At 38.0% G+C, this 19,410-nt stretch carries 15 protein-coding genes; 4 read left to right on the top strand and 11 right to left on the bottom strand.

The genetic code is table 11. The annotated features are described in order from the left end of the window. Nucleotides 1-149 precede the first annotated feature (149 nt). The 4 genes from H7992_RS11150 to H7992_RS11135 form a co-directional block, all read right to left on the bottom strand. Nucleotides 150-1,040, bottom strand: coding sequence for an ROK family protein (locus H7992_RS11150; protein ID WP_067208642.1), 891 nt, complete (start codon nt 1,038-1,040; stop codon nt 150-152). A 252-nt stretch (nt 1,041-1,292) separates the two neighbouring features. Next, entirely contained in the window at nt 1,293-2,045 is a 753-nt protein-coding gene (locus H7992_RS11145; protein ID WP_187047578.1) for a hypothetical protein, read from the bottom strand. Between the two features lie 21 nt (nt 2,046-2,066). Next, nucleotides 2,067-5,927, bottom strand: coding sequence for an AAA domain-containing protein (locus H7992_RS11140; RefSeq protein ID WP_187047577.1), 3,861 nt, complete (start codon nt 5,925-5,927; stop codon nt 2,067-2,069). 265 nt (nt 5,928-6,192) lie between these two features. Beyond that, complete coding sequence (locus H7992_RS11135; protein ID WP_067208634.1) at nt 6,193-6,594, bottom strand: hypothetical protein; 402 nt, start codon at nt 6,592-6,594, stop codon at nt 6,193-6,195. A 187-nt stretch (nt 6,595-6,781) separates the two neighbouring features. On the opposite strand from H7992_RS11135, the gene H7992_RS11130 reads away from it, so the two are divergent. The 3 genes from H7992_RS11130 (at nt 6,782) to H7992_RS11120 (ending at nt 10,295) form a co-directional block, all read left to right on the top strand. After that, nucleotides 6,782-7,723 (top strand): urea transporter, encoded by a 942-nt coding sequence (locus H7992_RS11130; RefSeq protein ID WP_187047576.1) that lies wholly within the window; start codon nt 6,782-6,784, stop codon nt 7,721-7,723. Between the two features lie 152 nt (nt 7,724-7,875). Next, a complete protein-coding gene (locus H7992_RS11125; protein WP_067208628.1) occupies nt 7,876-8,568 on the top strand; it encodes a YjjG family noncanonical pyrimidine nucleotidase in 693 nt (230 codons plus the stop codon). Between the two features lie 356 nt (nt 8,569-8,924). After that, the gene (locus H7992_RS11120) at nt 8,925-10,295 is read left to right on the top strand and encodes an amino acid permease (RefSeq protein ID WP_067208625.1); all 1,371 of its coding nucleotides are present in this window, start codon (nt 8,925-8,927) and stop codon (nt 10,293-10,295) included. Between the two features lie 102 nt (nt 10,296-10,397). On the opposite strand, the gene sspL is transcribed toward H7992_RS11120, so the two are convergent. The 5 genes from sspL to H7992_RS11095 all read right to left on the bottom strand — a co-directional run bounded on the left by sspL (nt 10,398) and on the right by H7992_RS11095 (nt 16,713). After that, entirely contained in the window at nt 10,398-10,550 is a 153-nt protein-coding gene (gene sspL / locus H7992_RS11115) for a small, acid-soluble spore protein L (RefSeq protein WP_187047575.1), read from the bottom strand. 109 nt (nt 10,551-10,659) lie between these two features. Next, nucleotides 10,660-11,355 (bottom strand): pseudouridine synthase, encoded by a 696-nt coding sequence (locus tag H7992_RS11110; protein WP_187047574.1) that lies wholly within the window; start codon nt 11,353-11,355, stop codon nt 10,660-10,662. A 315-nt stretch (nt 11,356-11,670) separates the two neighbouring features. Continuing rightward, entirely contained in the window at nt 11,671-13,125 is a 1,455-nt protein-coding gene (locus tag H7992_RS11105) for an alanine/glycine:cation symporter family protein (RefSeq protein ID WP_067208616.1), read from the bottom strand. An 868-nt stretch (nt 13,126-13,993) separates the two neighbouring features. Next, the gene (locus H7992_RS11100) at nt 13,994-14,353 is read right to left on the bottom strand and encodes a DUF378 domain-containing protein (RefSeq protein ID WP_067208613.1); all 360 of its coding nucleotides are present in this window, start codon (nt 14,351-14,353) and stop codon (nt 13,994-13,996) included. 569 nt (nt 14,354-14,922) lie between these two features. Beyond that, entirely contained in the window at nt 14,923-16,713 is a 1,791-nt protein-coding gene (locus H7992_RS11095) for a S9 family peptidase (protein WP_187047573.1), read from the bottom strand. A gap of 316 nt (nt 16,714-17,029) precedes the next feature. Here H7992_RS11095 and H7992_RS25070 point away from each other — a divergent pair, with 316 nt between their 5' ends. Then, a complete protein-coding gene (locus H7992_RS25070; protein ID WP_187047572.1) occupies nt 17,030-17,206 on the top strand; it encodes a BclA C-terminal domain-containing protein in 177 nt (58 codons plus the stop codon). Nucleotides 17,207-17,767: 561 nt separating this feature from the next. Here H7992_RS25070 and H7992_RS24955 read toward each other — a convergent pair. Both H7992_RS24955 and H7992_RS11085 read right to left on the bottom strand, forming a co-directional pair. Then, nucleotides 17,768-18,139 carry a CBO0543 family protein gene (locus H7992_RS24955; protein ID WP_304627129.1) on the bottom strand — a complete coding sequence of 124 codons (372 nt, stop codon included), beginning with the start codon at nt 18,137-18,139 and terminating at the stop codon, nt 17,768-17,770. Between the two features lie 28 nt (nt 18,140-18,167). After that, nucleotides 18,168-19,325: a DUF2515 family protein gene (locus tag H7992_RS11085; RefSeq protein WP_187047571.1), complete on the bottom strand. Its 1,158-nt coding sequence runs from the start codon at nt 19,323-19,325 to the stop codon at nt 18,168-18,170. Nucleotides 19,326-19,410: the final 85 nt, after the last annotated feature.

Here is a 19,410-nt window from a genome sequence, read left to right as displayed (position 1 = left end):
CCTATTTTCTAAATTGAATGGTGTCATCGTATACAAATACCAAAAAGAGAGTTAACCACTTAATGTGATCACTCTCAATCATAGAAGTAACAAAAGGAGCTATCTCTCAAAGTTTCGACCTTCACAAAGCTTTATAGTGTATACTTTCTCTAGTCCTTGCTAGGAAAATGCAATGATGCCGCACCTAATAATCCTGCTTTATTACCAAGCGAAGCTTTCAATATTTCCACATTAGAAAAACTTTTCAACATTAATTCTTTTGCTTTATTAGTCACCATTGCTACTAATCTTTCTTGCTCCATGACCCCACCACCTATAATAATCGCAGGAGGATTAAAGATATGTGTTAGTGAAACGAGGCCATATGCTACTTCAAGTACCCAGTCATTAAGAACCTCTTCTAATTTCACATCACCTTGTTCAAGGCCTTCAAAAATCTTTCGACCATTGATATACTTTTTATCAAGTTGCGATGCTTTTTTTACTAAAGCTGTGGTCGATCCATACATCTCGTAACATCCCACACAGCCACAATTACACTTCTCGCCTCCAGGATGCAAAATCATATGTCCAAATTCACCTGCACCTCCATTAAGCCCCTTATAAACAGTGGAATCAATTACTATTGCTCCGCCTATACCTGTTCCGTAAGTTAAGCATAAGAAATCGTTAAAGTTCTTACCAGCACCAAAATAGTTTTCCCCTAGTGCAGCCGCATTCACATCGTTCTCAACTTTCACAGGAACGCCGAACTTAGCTTCAAAAATCGCTTTTATTTTCATACCCGTATAATTCGGAAAATTTTCATTCGCATAAATGATAGAGCCCTCTTCACTATTTACTTGACTGGCTGTACTAATACCAATGGCATCAAATCCTGTATAAGCGTCTATGATTTTCGTGATTATATTATCAACTAAATGTGGTCCACCCTTCTCAGCTTCAGAATCGAATTCTTTAAAAGCAGAAGCATTCCCTTTCTCATCAGCTATACACATCTTAATAGATGTTCCCCCAATATCCACTGCTACTATTTTCATATATTCCATCCCTACATTTCTTATTTTTTATACACTAAACTAGTTGAACTTGTCTGCGAATTAACTGTAGCACAAGTTTTTGATTCTATCCACCCAAATAAGAGACCTTTTAATACTTCTATCTGACACTCTAACAATTATTTCATACGTACTACTAGGACAACTACAAGGCGAAGTTTATGCAATGAATAAACGGGAGATTCCCCAACTAAAGGATTCTCCCGTTTCACCTAGATATCTGTATCAAATTCATTATAAATATATCTCTCGCCACTTTTTCCGTTCTTTTTCATTCAATTGTGCTTCGAGCGTCTCATCCCAGTGTTCTGACAGCGTATTCCACACCCTTGCATAGAGTAAATCCTCTGCCTCGTTATACAGATGAAATTCAATGCATGGAACCAAATCGACTTGAATGTCAGAAGCAGATACAATTTCAGACACAACAATCTGAACGTTTCCTTCTCCTGATTCTACGCCCATCGCTTTAAGCGCATCTATGAGAACCGAATCCTCAAGCTTCGCTACAGACCAATCATCAATTTCGCTTTTAAAGCGATAAAGTTCCTTCTCTTCATACGCAATATTCTTTATTTCTCCATTCAGAAATGCTTGATGGCATGGACTGTAAAGCGCATGTGTAGAGCCACTTTCTGGTTCATGTACGAAAATACCCGTTTTAAACTGCCGGACCCCAACTTCTGTTAAAGAGTAAAAACCTTCTCTTTTTTCGATTACACCAGTTCTCGACATTTTATCAATCAAATCATTGATAAAAAGCTGTTCAACGAGTAGAATATCACTCAACTCTTCAGCAGTTGCAATATCGGCTTTTCCAAAAGCAATCAACATCATTTTCATCAGAATATCCACTTTCGTGCGCATAACGGTTTGGTAGACAATTTCGACTGAATTAACAGGTAAACTCCATGATAGAGAACCCTTTATTTTTACATTAAAGTCCTGTTGAAGTTCTTTTGTTAACCGTCCCTTTAAGTCATTCATACACAGGGATCCCCCTATAAATCATACTTTTGCAGTTCCTTCAAGATTCCTAAGCCCATTTTTCAATTTGATGCTTTCTAAAAGACGTCCATACATTTCCCTTGAACTTGGATGTTTTGTCCTCATCGTGAACATACCCGAACTCCCCACGATTATGAGCAACTCGCGTGCACGTGACAAAGCAACATTTAGACGCCTGTAGTCCCTCGCAAACCCGATGTCACCACCCTTATCCTGGTGATTCCGAACGAAACTTAAAATAATGACGTCCATTTCCATGCCTTGAAACTTGTCCACTGAACCTGTTCTGCAATGTAGATGCTGCGGGATTAATTCTTGCTGAATTAACCGGTCTACTCTTTTCACCTGTTCACCATAGAAGCTTATTACACCAACACTTTTTTTGTCTTCCTGCTTCATTCTTCCAGCATTTTTCGCATTTTCAGTTGCCTTATCTAAATCCATCAAGAGTTTTTTTATCATCGTCAATTCAGCCTGATTAAAGCGACTAGTACCCCCTTTAACCTTCTCCTCGAAATACTTCGGTTCATTTGGCATGTCAAACCAGAGAAGATGATCTTTCCTATGCACATAGCGGGATTCCATCAAGTGATCACGAACAGAATCTGAGTCCGTTAAACCACACTGAAGACCATAATTTCCTTCTTTGTAAAAAGGCGTAATTGTTTCCATTATACTTTCGTGCATACGATACTGGATGGCTAGCATCGTTTTGTTTTGCTTCGGTAATGTTCTAAAAAGACGTTCAAATAATGATTCTTTCAACAATTTTTCTAGTTCATTCTTTTCTTCAGTATTGTCGCTCTCCTCAAGTAATTCCTCCAGTGTATCTTGCCCCATAAGTGGTGGTAACTGATGATGATCCCCCACTAAAATAATCTTTTTCCCTTTTAACATTGGTAGCAATAATTCGGGAGGTGTTGCTTTAGAAACTTCATCTATAATGACCACATCGAATGTCGGATACTCCTCCATGAAATCACGTCTCGCAGACGCGACGCAAGTTGTCCCTATGACATTCGCATGCTGTACATATAGTTTTCGGATTTCGTCAAGATCATATTCATTCGCTTCCGTGAGCAGTGTCCTCCATTCATTTTGAAGTGAATGGTTGATAGGCAAACGTTCTTTATCGATTTTGAGTTTCTTCACTTTTTTCGATAAAGTCATGAGTGAAGTTTGCGCTTGTTGACGCTGTTCTTCGGGATTCTGGGCTAGCAATTCCACTAAAGGTGCTAGTTGACTTTCCTGCTCCAGGCGCTCTGCATTTATCGAATCAAGTTCTTCACTTATGACTTGAAGCCTAGCTCTATTGTTTTGTAATCTTTGATTATTAACGTCGACTTCACTGTTTTTAGCATCCAACTCATTGATATATCGTTTAAGTGTCGCCTTCTTATCCATATAGTCGGCATAGACTTGTTCTTTTTGCTTCAATTTTTCTTTCGCTGCTCTAAGTGATACCGTTTCATCGACAGTTCCAACTTCTTCTTGAATTTTTTCAGCAGTTCGCTGAAGGTCACTTAGCGTTATTTGGTGACTCTCCGCATTGCGCTGCATTGCGCTTCTTTCCTGTTCTATTTCTGATATAAATTGATTGGTATGATCAATTATTTCTGTCTTAATAACAGCAAACATTTTTTTGGCATCCAACCTAATTTGATTTTGTTTTTCCAAATTTCCGCCCTGTGTCTGCACATAATTCTTTCTTTCACGTAACATTTCTAAAGCAATCGCGATTTTATCAAGATTATCATATTTTTGAGCCGAATAATTCCTCGTTTCAAGACTACTTTTAGTCGCTGGATCGATTAGAAATTTCCCAACACGATCAATGAGCCCATGAATATCTGTTACTGAACTATACTTTTGGTTCACAGTTCTTTTAACTGCATTTGGCAAAAATCCATGCTCTTTCAACAAACGCTCTATCATCTCAATAGCCGCTAAAAGTCTTTTTTGTAATTCTTGCCATTCACTGTATTCGCCACTAGACGTGTCGGATTTAATTGAATCAATCAGCTTATTTAATTCGGTCATTTTCCAATTCGTATTGAATGACGGCACTATTCCGAAAAACTCTAGTCGATTTTTCAATAAGTCAATTTTGGTTATTGAATCTAGCTGTTTCACAAACACATGAATAGTATCAATTTTATTGCTTTTTAGTTCCAGTTCTTTACCTATACTTGCGATAGCATTTTCTGTCTCGTCAATCATGTGTATTGTTTGACGATAGCTTATGTAAAAACGCATTTGCTCTAATTGAGGTTCTAATTTCTCCATCTGTTCAATTGTCTCTGGACTCATGTTTTCAACTTGTATAACTTGTTCAAGTTGAGTGATTTCCTTGTTTAATGCGTCAGCTAATTTGTTGAAGTCAGCTTCATTTCCTACTAATTCTTCACATTCCTTTTTATAGATTACTGCTTTTTTACTGAGCTTCATGATTTCGCTAGAGAGGAGAAGATGTTGTGCTTCGGCCTCTTCTTTTTGCTTTATTATTTCATCTAGCAACAGCAGGTCCTGTTGAAGTTTTTTCAATCGCACTTCACAATTCACTAACTCATCTTGAAGTTGTGCTTCTTTTTCAGTATTTGACTGAAGTTGATTATTCACTGCATCTAACGTTACGTTTTTCCAGTTCAAAGCTACATTTTCTTCAATAAACTTTTTTCCTTCTTCTTCAATACTATCTGTCCGACCGTAACGTAAAATCCGAATATCTTGATGCGTTAATAATCTACCGAGTGCATTGTCCACCGCTAGATTTGCTTGTGAGGCGACGAGTGTACGCAACCCCGCCTTGACATTTTGATGACAAATTTCAGAGATAACTGTCGTCTTTCCGGTCCCCGGAGGCCCTTGAATCACGTACAAATCATTTGACGTCATGGCCCCAGTTACAGCTTCTTGTTGAAACTCATTTAATTCATTATGAAAAACAAGCTCTTGCTGTTTTTTTGAAATACGAACGACTGGCCGCTCCTCGAAAAGGACCTTTTCTAAATTTGCATTGGCAGCTAGACCATCTTGGAGATCTTTAAAACCTTTCCTTAATCTTTTTACTTGGCTAAGTTCAGCAAAGTTACTAAATACAACTTCCTTATACGATTTCGGATGCCATTCATTCCGTCTTGCCATCTCTTTATAATTCCGACTCAGTTCGATTTCAATAACTTTCTTAGACCTATCTGTATTTATGACGCTACCAATGTCATTTGATAGCCCTTTCATCTTGGCACCAAAACCTTTAATTGTATTCCATTCATTTCCTTTTAACCCACTGCAAACAATACTCAGTTTACTGAAATCTTCATTAAAACTGGCCATTGAAAAAGTTGCTGTCAAATCTGCAACATCCGCATTACTTTCTTGAATTCGTAAATAACCTTCCCAGCTGGCAATTCTTTTCTTCACGTACTCAGAACGTTCTTGTGCAATCGGTAATTCTCTAATGCTTGTGTACAAATCGATAGGCATCGCGACGCCGGCACTACGGCCAACAAGAAACTTCAATCGTACTGGAAGACGTCTGTTCGTCTGTACGGGTTCTCTACGGCCCCTAACGTGGAAACCAGTCGCTAAAAAACCATCATTTTGATAAACACATTCCATTACAGCTACTCTATCGTTTAAACGCTTCGATAAAGCTTCGTTTGAGCCATTGTCGAAGAACAACGAAAAGGACATATTGCCCTGTCTATTATTGGGACGCTTTTCAATATGTACATCGAAGGCAACCTGCATCGAAAAAAAGGCGTGCTCATCCGTTGACCATTTTATGAGTTCTTTGCGTGCGTTAGCCGTAATTTCAAGCCCACAGCGCATCGCCACATTTATGGTTGATTTATGTCCCATTAAGCATGCCTTCCTTTCGTAAATTGGGTCTATTCTTAAGTATGACACTGTATTCAGGATAAATGTATACAATCACTCAATTGGTTCAATTACTAATAGAGGTGACAGTTAATCTGATTTATAAAGGCCACATTTCCAGACCTATATTTGGACAACTAAAAACTGATTGCTCCATATTCGGAAACAATCAGTCACAGGTTTTTCAATCTTATAATGAAGACAAGGATATTGCACCTAAAAGCCCTCGAATGTCTTCAACTTATAATTAAATCGTGATACTTATATTTTCAGGAATCTTGTACTCGATCTTTAATTCCTTTGTTGAAATAGTTTCTTCGATTACTATATTTAATAAATCCCCTTTAGTTAATTCAGGGATATAGGCATCAATTAGTATATAATTTTTCTGCTTCGTAGGCTCTCCGTTAAACGAATTACTGTTCTGATCAATTATCGTTATACGTGCTAATTCAAATTCTTTAGTCGGTTTCTCGAATCCCAATGTTAATTTTCCATCATTCACATTATAGGATGATGAAGAAATTTCTATATTAGACTGATTCTCAAGTTGCTTAGCAGTCTCATTATTACCAAGGTTCAACATGGCGACAACAATTACAAACAATACGCCTGTGGCAATCAGAACATTTTTTTCTGATAATTTCATTGGACACTCCTAAATGAGTTTTTATTTACAAATTAACATTTTACACTTTTTTTTGTATAAGTAAAGCCCTTTTCGTGGTACTATACTTAAATAGTATTTAAAAGTTACTTTATATCACTATTTTTTGCGCTCATTGGACAACTAATTATGAACTCTTTAACGCAAATAATAAACAGGAGATGTCCAAATGCGGCAAATTAATTCAAATCCCACACTTCTTAATAAGTTTATAATTCTTATTTCAGCGTCATTAAAAGGCTTTTCGCAAGTTATTTTAGTTGATAATGCTTTTTCAGGGTTTTTAATACTAATGGGGATTACGCTTCATTCACCATTTCTTGGTCTAATGGCTTTTCTTTCTTCTATAATAGGAACCCTAACCGCGCAGTATTGCGGTGGAGATCATTCGCTGATTCGGGCTGGAATTTACAGTTTTAATTCCGTTCTAAGTGGAATGGCGGCAGTTCTTTTTTTAACTGGGGGAAATCGCTGGCTGATTGCACTGATTGCCGCTGCAATTGCTTCTTTATCAATGGCTATACTAACGAAATGGATTGCTAAATGGGGAATCCCTATACTAACAGTGCCGTTCGTTTTTATTACTTGGATTGGGCTACTTGTTACTTACAGGACCGACGTGCTTCACATGGATCCTGGTTTCGTCATCAGCTCCCCCGCGCGTTGGAATTTACAAACTGAGGGAACGCCAACTTTATTAGTTGGATTGATAAAAGGAATCGGTGAAGTTTTCATCATTGACTCTCTTTTGACAGGCTCCCTAATTCTTGTAGGGCTTTTCTTGGCAGGTTGGCGATTTGGAGTTTATGCAATTATCGGTACGTTTGTATCCTGGCTTGCTGCTTATTTTATGGGTGTAGATGCGCAATCATTGAATTTAGGTTTATATAATTACAACGCTGTTTTGACAATCATAGCCGTCAGTCTCGTATTTGATAATAAACCAGAAAAAACGCCGCTGACTGGAATAGTAGCTGCCACCTTGACAGTTCCAATTACTGCAGGATTGGAGTTCCTTCTCGATCCACTTGGTCTGCCTGCGCTAACGTTCCCTTTCATCTTATGTACTTGGTTATTTATAGCAGCAAGAAAGTTATTTCCGAAAATCTAAAAAGTGCGCGTGCAGATGAGCTAGTTCTGCAGTCGCACTTTTTTAATGAATGGAACTAGTTCTGTGTGCCAATTATTGCTGATGTTAAAAGTGTAAACCATGTTATACTATCATCCAATAGAAAATTTTAATTTGTAAAGGATGAAATTTTTATGATATATGATGTGTTTTTATTTGATTTAGACGATACATTGTTTGATTTTGGCGAAACAGAAAAACGTGCGTTCACTCACTCTTTCGAATCAAACGGCTTTCCGAATGGGTTGAAGGACTATAGGGATAGTTACAACGCAATCAGCAAGTTGCTATGGGATGATTTGGAACAAGCGCATATCACACTGATGGAGTTAAAAACAGAAAGGTTTAAGCGATTGTTCATGCAACACGGCCTCGATATGAATGCGGAAGTTTTTGGGCAAACTTATCTTGATAACTTGGGTAAAGAAGTTCATCTTATTGACGGTGTGACAGAAATGCTGAGTAGCCTTAAAGGTTCCAGATTGGCGATATTGACGAACGGATTTAAAGATGTTCAGTTAGCTCGAATCGGTGGATCAGTCTTAAAAAACTCTTTCGAAGCTATTATTACATCTGAAGAGGCAGGTTACCAAAAACCACAGTCAAAGATATTCGAGTATACATTCAATAAATTGCAACTAACAGACAAGTCCCGTGTCCTAATGATTGGGGATTCACTTTCATCTGATATTCAAGGCGGAAATAACTTTGGTATCGATACTTGTTGGTTCAATCCGCAACAAAAGAAAAACTCAACTACCGCTAAACCTACATATGAAATTCAGAACTGGAACGAATTCAATTTCGGTTTCCGGAACATTTATTGAAACAGAAAATCATGTCTTGTAAAAGCGTATTGGACAGCAAAAGTTGCTGAATCGGTACGCTTTTTTATACTTATGTCCTATTTTAGCCTAGTCCGGTGAATTTGGTTCTTTCAATTCACTATACCAACCTCTTCAGAATCAAGCGTAGTTTGAAGTTCAAAATAAAACAATAAAGAAGCATTACTGCAGAGACCTAGAATAGTTTTGGATAAAACTTTTTTATCGCAATATAATGACTATTAACCCCTCTATTGTTCGGTTAACTGAAAACGTGTTAAACTTTCATTAGGGTATTAATTTGCAATTGTAAGATATTTTAAACAAGACATATAACTAGTAGAGAGCGGGAAATTCGTATGCAGGAACAACAATTGGCAAGAGGCCTAAAAAACAGGCACGTACAACTAATTGCCATTGGGGGAGCAATCGGAACAGGATTATTCCTTGGTGCCGGAAAGTCGATTCATTTAGCAGGACCCTCCATTTTATTTGCTTATTTGATTACAGGCATAGTTTGCTTTTTAATCATGCGCGCACTTGGAGAACTGCTCTTAACCAATTTGGAATATAACTCTTTTGTTGACTTTGTACAAGACTATATGGGGAATATGGCTGCGTTCGTTACAGGCTGGACTTATTGGTTCTGCTGGATTTCAATCGCAATGGCTGACTTAACTGCCGTTGGTCTGTATACCCAGTTTTGGTTCCCTACAGTGCCACAGTGGATGCCAGGATTAATTGCACTTGTCATTTTGCTATTTATGAATCTTGCAACTGTTAAACTTTTTGGCGAAATGGAATTTTGGTTTGCATTAATTAAAATCATCGCGATTCTTGGACTCATTGTTATCGGAATCTTCATGATTATAAAAGGTTTTTCTACCGATTCAGGTCCATCCAGCTTCTCTAATCTATGGAGCCACGGTGGTATGTTCCCTAATGGCATTCATGGCTTTATCCTATCATTCCAGATGGTTGTATTTGCATTTGTAGGCATTGAACTTGTAGGACTGACAGCAGGGGAAACCGAAGACCCGGAAAAAGTTATCCCGAAAGCAATCAATAATATTCCTATTAGGATTTTAATATTCTATATCGGTGCTCTGATTGTTATTATGAGTATTTATCCGTGGAATGCTATCAATCCACTGGAAAGCCCGTTTGTCCAAGTCTTCGTTGCAGTCGGTATCGCTGCAGCTGCTGGTATCGTTAATTTCGTCGTCCTAACATCTGCAGCTTCGGCATGTAACAGCGCCGTCTTCAGCACAAGCCGTATGATATACTCGCTAGCTAAAGATAATAATGCACCTGTACCATTTACAAAACTGACTACCAACAAAGTCCCTTCCAATGCACTGTTCTTTTCAACCGTTATTATTCTGATCGCTGTTGTTTTGAACTATGTGATGCCGGAAGGCGTATTTACACTGATTACAAGTATTTCTACAGTGTGTTTCATCTTTATTTGGGGAATAACTGTCATCTGTCATTTGAAATACCGTAAAACTAGACCAGACCTTGCGAAAGTGAACAAGTTTAAAATGCCACTTCATCCATTTTCCAATTACTTAATCCTTATTTTCCTTGCATTCGTTCTTGTCGTACTAGCACTTGCAGAAGATACACGTGTTGCTTTGTTCATTACTCCTGTTTGGTTCATTTTGCTGATTGCTATTTATCAAATACGAAAAAATAAGAACCAACGGAACAAAATACAAGTCCTGTGATTCGTAAATAGTCTTTTATAGTAAAAATGAAAATGCCCTGTCTCTTGTTTCGAGACAGGGCATTTTCTATCTGGTCATACCAATGTGTTGAACACCTAAAGTCTATTTGGTATTTTTCTTTTTAGCTCTTTCTTCCAGTTTGCTTTTTGGCTCTTCAGCGAATTCAGTATCTCCATAACCTTGAGGCGTTACACTAGTGGCTTTCTTCCCTTTATCGTTATTGTGATCACTATTGCTATTTTTGTTTTTCGTCATTAGTTCTTTCACCTCCATTTAGACATACTACAATTTTTTAGTTCAAATTATAGTATGTCCAAATGTTGTATATACACTCCCGTGAATATGCATTTAATCATACAACCTTTCATTTTAACCCAGCTACTTCTTCTTTCGATAATTGACGCCATTCACCAAGAGCTAACGTACCAAGGGGGAGTTTTTTAATCCTCACACGTTGTAAACGAGTGACATTAATTTGAAACCGTCTACACATTCTTCTAATTTGTCGGTTCAATCCTTGTGACAAGGTGATTCTAAAGCAATTATCATCTATTTGAATGACTTTACACGACTTTGTTAGTACATTCCCCTTTTTTCTAGGATTATAAATTTCCACGCCTTTAGCCATTTCATCTATAAACGCCGCCGTTATTTTTTTATCAACTGTGACCATATAGTCTTTTTCATTATTATTTTCTTCCAGTAAAAGCTCGTTTACAATGCTGCCATCATTCGTCAGAAGAATTAACCCTTCAGACTGCTTATCTAGACGTCCAACAGGAAAAATCCTTTCCGGGTAATTGACGAAATCGATAATATTCCCTTCAATTCGGCTCGCCGAGGTGCACGTCACACCCGGTGGTTTATTGAGCATAAGATAAATATCATTTTCTTTCGCTTTGATAAGTTGCCCATCCACTTCTACCCGGTCCCCTTCACAAATCACATGTCCTAGTGAAATCTGATTCCCATTCACAGTCACTTTCCCCTCTTTTATCAACACATCGACCTTTCGCCTGGAACAAAGCCCCGATGAACTAATAAATTGATTCAGCCTCATATTGTTTCCTCCATTTACATCGTAAACAATCTGTTTGCTCTTGATTCCGTTCAACTCCACAGATCATTGCTTACCCTATTTTACCACACTAAATTTACCGTATTCGCCCACATATATAAGGACCGTCTCATGACAGTAAATGACTAACAATTTCATTTAAAAGAATAAAAACACAAAAATAAATCAGCCATTCACATAAATGGCTGATTTTAACTATATTTCCGGAACCTAATTCTGAATTATGTTAGAATCCGATTCCATTCTCTTTTGTATGATTTTAAATACCAAATACATACTATGTTATTAAATTTAGGTTCATAAACGATCATCGGAATCCTGCTTATAATCCTCTTCCCAAAAATCAGCATTTTTTATGCCCAGCTTCTTGGGATCAAAAACAGGATCAAGCCCTAATTTCTTCTGACTTTCATAATCTTTCAAGGCAAGTAGCGCTGGTTTGGTCAGTAGTAAAATCGCAATGACATTCAGCCATACCATAATACCTAAACCCGCATCTCCAAGTGCCCAGGCCAACTCTGCCGTTCTGATTGTTCCCCAAAAAGTCATGATTAGAATGACGATTTTCAATATGAGCATGGCCATTTTCGTGTTCTTTTTTCGTATTAAATAAGCTATGTTTGTTTCTGCAATATAATAATAGGCCATGATTGTTGTAAAAGCGAAGAAAAAGAGCGCAATGGCTACAAAGCCTGCTCCAAAACCAGGAAGAGCACTGTCAACTGCTGCCTGTGTATATCCTGGACCCTGTTCTACACCAGGGATATTATTGACGATATATGTTCCATCCTCTGCCTGTGTGTTATACATTCCCGTAAATAGAATCATAAATGCTGTCGCTGAACAGACGAACAATGTGTCAATGTAGACGGAAAAAGACTGAACCAAACCTTGTTTGACTGGATGGGATACTTCTGCCGCCGCGGCCGCATGAGCTCCAGTTCCCTGTCCTGCTTCGTTTGAAAATATTCCCCTCTTCACGCCCCACATAATCGCCATACCAATGATACCGCCAAAAGCGGAATCTATGGCAAAAGCACTTTTAAAAATCAATGCAAAGACTTCAGGTAATAGATTGATATTCATTACAATAATTACGAGTGCAACCAGCATATACCCCAATGCCATGAATGGAACGATAATCTGTGCAACGTTCGCAATTCGCTTGACTCCACCTAAAATGATGAAACCTAAGATAGCTACAATTACAAGCCCTGTTCCCCATTGGGGAATACTAAATGCATTATTCATCCCAACGGCAATTGAATTGGATTGGACACCTGGCATGAGGACTGCCATCGCAATTAGAGCAGCAATTGCAAATAGAGTTCCAAACCACTTCCATCCTATCCCTTTCTCAATAAAATAAGCTGGACCACCGCGATATTGTCCATCTTGTTTCACTTTGTATATTTGTGCTAGTGTGGATTCAACAAAGGCACTTGAGGCCCCAATGAAAGCGATTGCCCACATCCAAAAGACAGCTCCTGGTCCTCCGTAATAAATTGCCGTTGCCACACCCGCAATATTACCTGTCCCAACCCGCCCGGAAAGTGCAATCGATAACGCCTGGAAGGAGGAAATACCAGCATTTGAACTTTTCCCCTGAAACATCAATGTAACCATCTCTTTAATGTGCCTCACCTGCAAAAAACGCGTCAATACAGAAAATAATAAACCGACCCCAAGTAAAATATAAATGACTGGCGTACTCCATAAAATGTTATTCAGTCCATTTACAAAATCCTCCATTAAACACCCCTCCACCCTTTTTTAAATTTCCAGACAATACCTTCTGATTATATGATAGAATTTCAGTTTGTAGACGAGTTCTATTCGGTTTTTAGTAAGGCATTTTCTTTATGCGAAATTACTATCAACTCACATATCCATATAAACATACAAAAGATACCAGACATTCACTTACATACCTGATACTCTAATTATTAATATGCAACTGTAGTTTCTGCATAGCCTTTTAGTTATTTTGAAAATGAACGTAACTGTTCAGAGCGATAGATCATCATTCTTTGCTTGTTCAATTGGGCATTGTAATACATAGAAAGGGTGAAATTCTCGGCTGCAATTACTCTGTATTTTTTCAGAGGACCTCGAATAATAAATGGAATGGCATTATTCGAGGTCCGCTCTTCGCTCGCCAAATCTGAATTCAAACCGATTGCCAAGTAAAAGTAATGGACGTAAATTCGAGATTGTCTCATACATAATCATAGCCAGTATCTGTTTCAATTCGCCTTTCATTATTAAACAGAAAATGACGATTCAGGATTGGCATTCATCGCACTGATTATAAAAAATCACCTCGGCCGATTTGATTAAGCAAAATTTGAATTCGTCAATGCATCCTCAATATCGACTTTATATAGCGCTTCCTTTGACGTAGCTTTCTTAATCGTAAAATTGATGCAAACATATAAAGGTTTAAAAATTTCCCGATATCAATTACTTATCGGTATCCGGAATTTCTGGCTCCTAGTTCGGATGAAATACCAATTTGTATTTGTATCAGATACTTTTTCCCAAATAAATATCCCTGTCTATGTTCTGTTGACATAGACAGGGATATTTCCAATAATATCGCAACTTCACTCTGTTTCCATTATTTCTTCTTTTTTGAAGAACCTTTACTCTTACCCTTAATATTATTTTCAACAGATTTCTTTTCGACTGATACCTGTTCTTTTGAAAAGTCTGTCTCCTCCCCGAATTCTGTGTCGTAGTTGAGATTGTTAAAGTTGCGATGATTTGTATCCTCAACTACTTCTTCCATTGGTTTAAACAAAATCCCTAAGCAAACCAGTCCACTTAGACCAACAAGAACATAAATCACCCTTGACAAAAATGCCTCTTGCCCACCAAATATTGATGCTACTAAATCAAATTTAAAAATCCCAATTAAACCCCAGTTAATAGCACCAATAATTACTAATGCCAAAGCAATCCGTTGTATCGCTCTCATGAATTAACACCTCCTCCATATTACTATTCCGTTTTATAAACTAATCGCCGCCGCAATCACTAATGAAATGTTCTTTTTTCTCATCGTAAGATCTTTCCCGAGTGCTGTCTGGATGATACCTTCAGGAATGGTCACAATAAAAACAATTCATCCGTAAATCGCTAAGACTTGTTCTTATCTTCTGCCAATAGAGTGTTTTAATACATTAAATTATAATTCGTGAAAATCTAAAGACTAATCACGTTATTTTAATTTTCGATACCTATTAAGCAGGTCTAACGGGAGGATGTGAATGCTTAGCATTGACTGAATCCAATCATGCAATTATTGGTATGACAGGAAATATTACTTTTCAATAGTTCTTGTAAACTACGCCTTTGGGCCAAGTGCTTGTTCTTATGTCCATAGAACGATCTCCTATCGATTTACTAATTTGTGTGTGAATCAATACATTAGTGTTTGTCTAGGTTAAATTTCAACGCCGTGTGCCACGGAATAATGAAAAAAATAGCCACTTTAAGATTGGGAGTTCCATCTCTCAAAGCGGCTATTCGTATTGAATTAATAATCTACGCCTGATGCTTTTCCAAAAATGCCAGCATCAAACTATATACTTTAATTTCATTCTCTTTTTTCGAGAACCCATGTCCTTCATCTTCCAAAACGAGATACTCGACATCACGGCCCTTTTCTTTTAATTTTGCAACGATTTGGTCAGACTCTTCTTTGACGACTCGTGGATCTTTTGCTCCTTGAATGACAAGCATAGGCTTTACCATGCCGTCTAAGTAAGTAACAGGTGAGTCTTTGATGAAACGTTCTTTATCGCGCTCGGGATCCCCAAGCCATCGTTCCATTATCGGCTTCCAGTGTGGTGGAACAGAGTTGATGAAGGTAAATAAATCAGACGGCCCGAAAATATCAACAACTGCTCTGAAATAGTCTGAATGTCGCCCATGCAATAATAGTGCCATGTATCCGCCATAGCTACCGCCGACAAGGAACAGCTTATTTCGGTCTGTAAACCCACTTTCAAACAACCACTCGATTCCAGCGATACAGTCAAGTCTTGGTCCCTCGCCCCAATCCAGCTCAACTAGCTTTGTGAATGCCGATCCATATCCTGTACTTCCACGGAAGTTCGGCGCAAAAATTGTATAGCCTCTATTAATGAAGCATTGGAACATCGAACGGAACATTTTCCGCTCAGCTGATTGCGGTCCACCATGTGGCCAGAAAATCGTATAACCGTTATCATTTTCGGGCTTCGCTTTGAACAATAAAGCCTCGATTTCCATCCCATCAAAGCTTGTATAGGAAACAATGTCTGGCTCCACCATATCCTCTGGACTTAATCCCAAGACACGATTGTTCGTCAATTGCTTCCACTCTACACCGTTAGACGATTGATAGACATTATGTGGTACGGTTGCACTGCGTCCTAATATATAAAGATTTCCCGATTTCGCCACTTGTATTTGTTCTATGATATCAACAGGCAACGAGCATTCTTCAACTTTGTCGGTGGCAACGTCATACCGATATAAAATATCTGTAACACCTTTGACAGTGATAAGATAGAACGCTTTGTTGTCCTTATCCCATTTAACCGATTGAATACTTTCCCCATCAAAGGCTAGGACTTTGGAAAACTCTTTGGATGTCAAATCGAACTTAGCCAAATACATTTCGTCGCTGTCGTAATCCGTTGCAAAGTAAATTGTTTCATTATCTGTGAAAACTGGTTCCATGGCAACATGGACCTTCTCTGGGTCCGGTGTAATGTTGAAGGTCTCTTCCCCCATCTTTACAAAGCCAACGATATATGTATTGGCAAATGCTCGTAAATAAACAAATGATTCTTCATTCTCGGATACTGCAGCTAGTTCGGTAGTTGATACTTCTCCGACATTCAGCAGTCTATCCTCTCCTGTTTCCAAATTACGAATCCGCGTGTTCAAAAAAGATGGATTCTCTTTTGATGTCTCATAGTACACGCACTTTCCGTCTCCACTCAGATGGCTAAAATAATACTTTTCAGATGCATCTCCTGTAATAAGTGGATGCGGCAATCCACCTTCGTTCGGTATCGCATAAATTTGATAATTCTCATCTCCATCCTTATCAAATCCCGCTAACACATACCGGTTCTCTGGATCGAATTTTATAAAATTACATGATTCATCCCTATGAGCAAACAGATATGGATAAGTGTCCGGCAAATCCATCGCCCACAAATTCATTTTGCCATTTAAATTAGCGTTAAACACTAATCGCTTTTCATCGCTACTTACTGCAAAGTTTGTAATCGTATACGTACGGAAAAATTGCTCGACTGTTGGTTTCGGAAAATTAATCATTATGAACCCCCTAAATGGTAGTAAAGCAATTTCATTTCTTCCTATTAGTATACCATTTATCAGATAAAATAGAATACCACAAGGATTCCGCTTTTTGAGAGTGGTAATGACTTATTTTTTATTACACACATAAGCAAGCTGTGCCAAAAAAATTCAATAGAGAAAGGACATAAAAAGTAGAAATGATTATTATAGGTGCATTTTTTTGCAACTGTATATTCTAACGGAACTAATAGTCCACCATAGCCTACGGTGACAACTTTGACCTCTACCTCTTATAGGTGTCTCCTATACAATCGGGGGTACTATTTTAGTATTGCTTGGTGTACCAGCGTTCCCCCCCACCAACCAATGTCTAGATGGTTCTTCCATGAATGGTGCTAACACTATTTTCACCATTCATGGTACCGACCACTATCATCAGACGTATCAAGTTACTACAACCGTCTCACTACTTGCCGGCGCTAGACTGATGCTAAATGGTATTTCCTGATTCAATTGTTTCCCTCGCTTCGCTGTAGCTGCTGCATCAAGTTATATTTATAATTGATTTTCCCCTTGTCATACACACGTAAAAAAAGGTACTCATGTAATTCAATATACTTTAAATCATACTTAGTCCAGATACCCATAAGTTGAATTTCAAAATAAAAAAGCAGTGATTATCGCTTATTACCGACAATCACTGCTTTTTTAAGTAGCTCATTGTTGAATAGTGCTGTGTTCCCTATCGCTTGAAAAAAATTACCGAAAGCTTCAATTGTACTTCGTTTAGCAACTAACTCCTTGACTTTCATCTCCGGTCATTTTTTCTTTCGTTATTCCTATAGCGGTGACACCAGACTAACCGCTATAATCTAGGCTCTAGAATAAATAAGTTCCTCTCCATGATTCTTCAGCATATACAGACCTATATATGTTGCACTAATGATTCTATATAATGTCCAGCGAAGGCGCCTCATAGGGGTAGCCGAAGCAATAAGACTGACAGCGGTTTTCTGTCTGGCTTATTGCGAGAGGCATCCCCTAGCGCGGGCATTGTTGAGAGAATTCTTTATGTCAACATATATAGTCTAACTTCTGATTTCACCCATTCAAAAATCTTCCAAATCAGCAACAGAAATAGGAAATAACCTATGAACGAATAGATATGGTTCCATTGATTCTCATGATAAAAAAAACCTAATTGCATTGACTTTTTCTCAATGAATGGCACGAGTGCGCTAAGAAAAAAAGTAAAAATCAGCCTACTCCATTTTGACATTTTATCTACCAAATAAAGATATAGCCCTATTAACATAGGTAGTATGATTAATGTAAATACAATATTAATCGGAAATACATCTGGGAAAGGGCGAACCGGGAACTCATATAATTGTTTTCCAACAAAATACAAATCTAAATAGGTACCCAGTAAAGAAGCCACTAAAATAGATGGCAAATACAAGAATGCATTACGTGAAGATAGCCGTTTTCGCGATAGCGGCGAGTTCAAGCCTTTCAAGTGTTTCACAGTATTCACCCATCACCTTTCCATTAATTGGTTCTTTTACTTCTACTAAGTAATCAACAACACGCCAATGCTCGAACCAATCTCCAGTTTCCGCTTCGTGATGAGGGATGTTTTCCCACACATACTCAAGCCGCGGGCTATACAACCTAAGCGCTCCTTTTCTTAGCGCACAAGACTTTAACCTCCTCGTAATAGCCAATCCTGGCACCCCTTCGAACACATCATTAAAAACATCCGGCCAATAGTCCTTACGCGAACCTGTATGTGGGTGGGTAGTTGCCCAGCGATAAACTTTTTCTAATAGGTCTGCCTCATGAAATAGTAATCGATACAAATCCTTTCCGAGCATAATACGTTCATGTAGCGATCCAAATTGATGAAGCGTTAATCCCGTAAGAGGTGCCTTTTCAGTTGACTTTCCACTGTCAGTAAAGGGAAACAAAATTTGATTGAATGAAAGCAGATCCTGGAGTACGAATTCGAACGTCTGAAAAACCTTTCTTTGATAGAAGGAATTTCGCACGATTCTGTTCTCCAAATAATTTTGTTCATTAATTATGAGTGCAATCGCAAGCGTATAGGAATCACTTTCCTCCCAGAAACGATTCCAAATCACTTCCATAAAAGCAGAAACATTTAAGTAAGGCAACAAATAAAACAAATTTCGACTTTGAAATAGACTTTCTTCATATAATAAGAACTGCGGATATACATCTTGGAATATAAGCCAGTTCCCACGTTCCAAGAATGAATAGAAATCTTGTTTTGTTTTTTCATTCATAAGTCTAGAAAGGAACTCTCCTTTTAAATCCGTCATATTCCATCCGCCATTTCTCGAAACCATATGTCCTAGGAATGCCCAGTGAATTTCTGGCCGAAAAATATAGAAATCGAGGTAAGCTTTTGTTCTCGTCACATTATTCAGGTTCAACTGTTTCGTTTTTAAACGAATCAGTTGAAGAAGTTGCTGATCCCCCCAAGATAAGTGCTGTTCCTCCAGAATAGGAACAGAGTTATACTTCTTCAAATCAGCTTTAATTAATAGTAAACTTTCCGGAAGTTGTTGTTTTCCCCCTATTTTTCTTAATAAATTAAACACGGGCCGCCCCCCTACTAAAAATCATTCCTCCTTTAGGATTATGAATAGGGATATATAGATATGAATAACCTTTACTAAGGAGATG

Origin of the sequence: Sporosarcina sp. resist, assembly GCF_014302295.1 — a bacterium.
Taxonomy (GTDB): Bacteria; Bacillota; Bacilli; order Bacillales_A; family Planococcaceae; genus Sporosarcina; species Sporosarcina psychrophila.
Note: the sequence above shows the minus strand (reverse complement) of the source record. Positions and strands in the feature narration are given on the sequence as shown.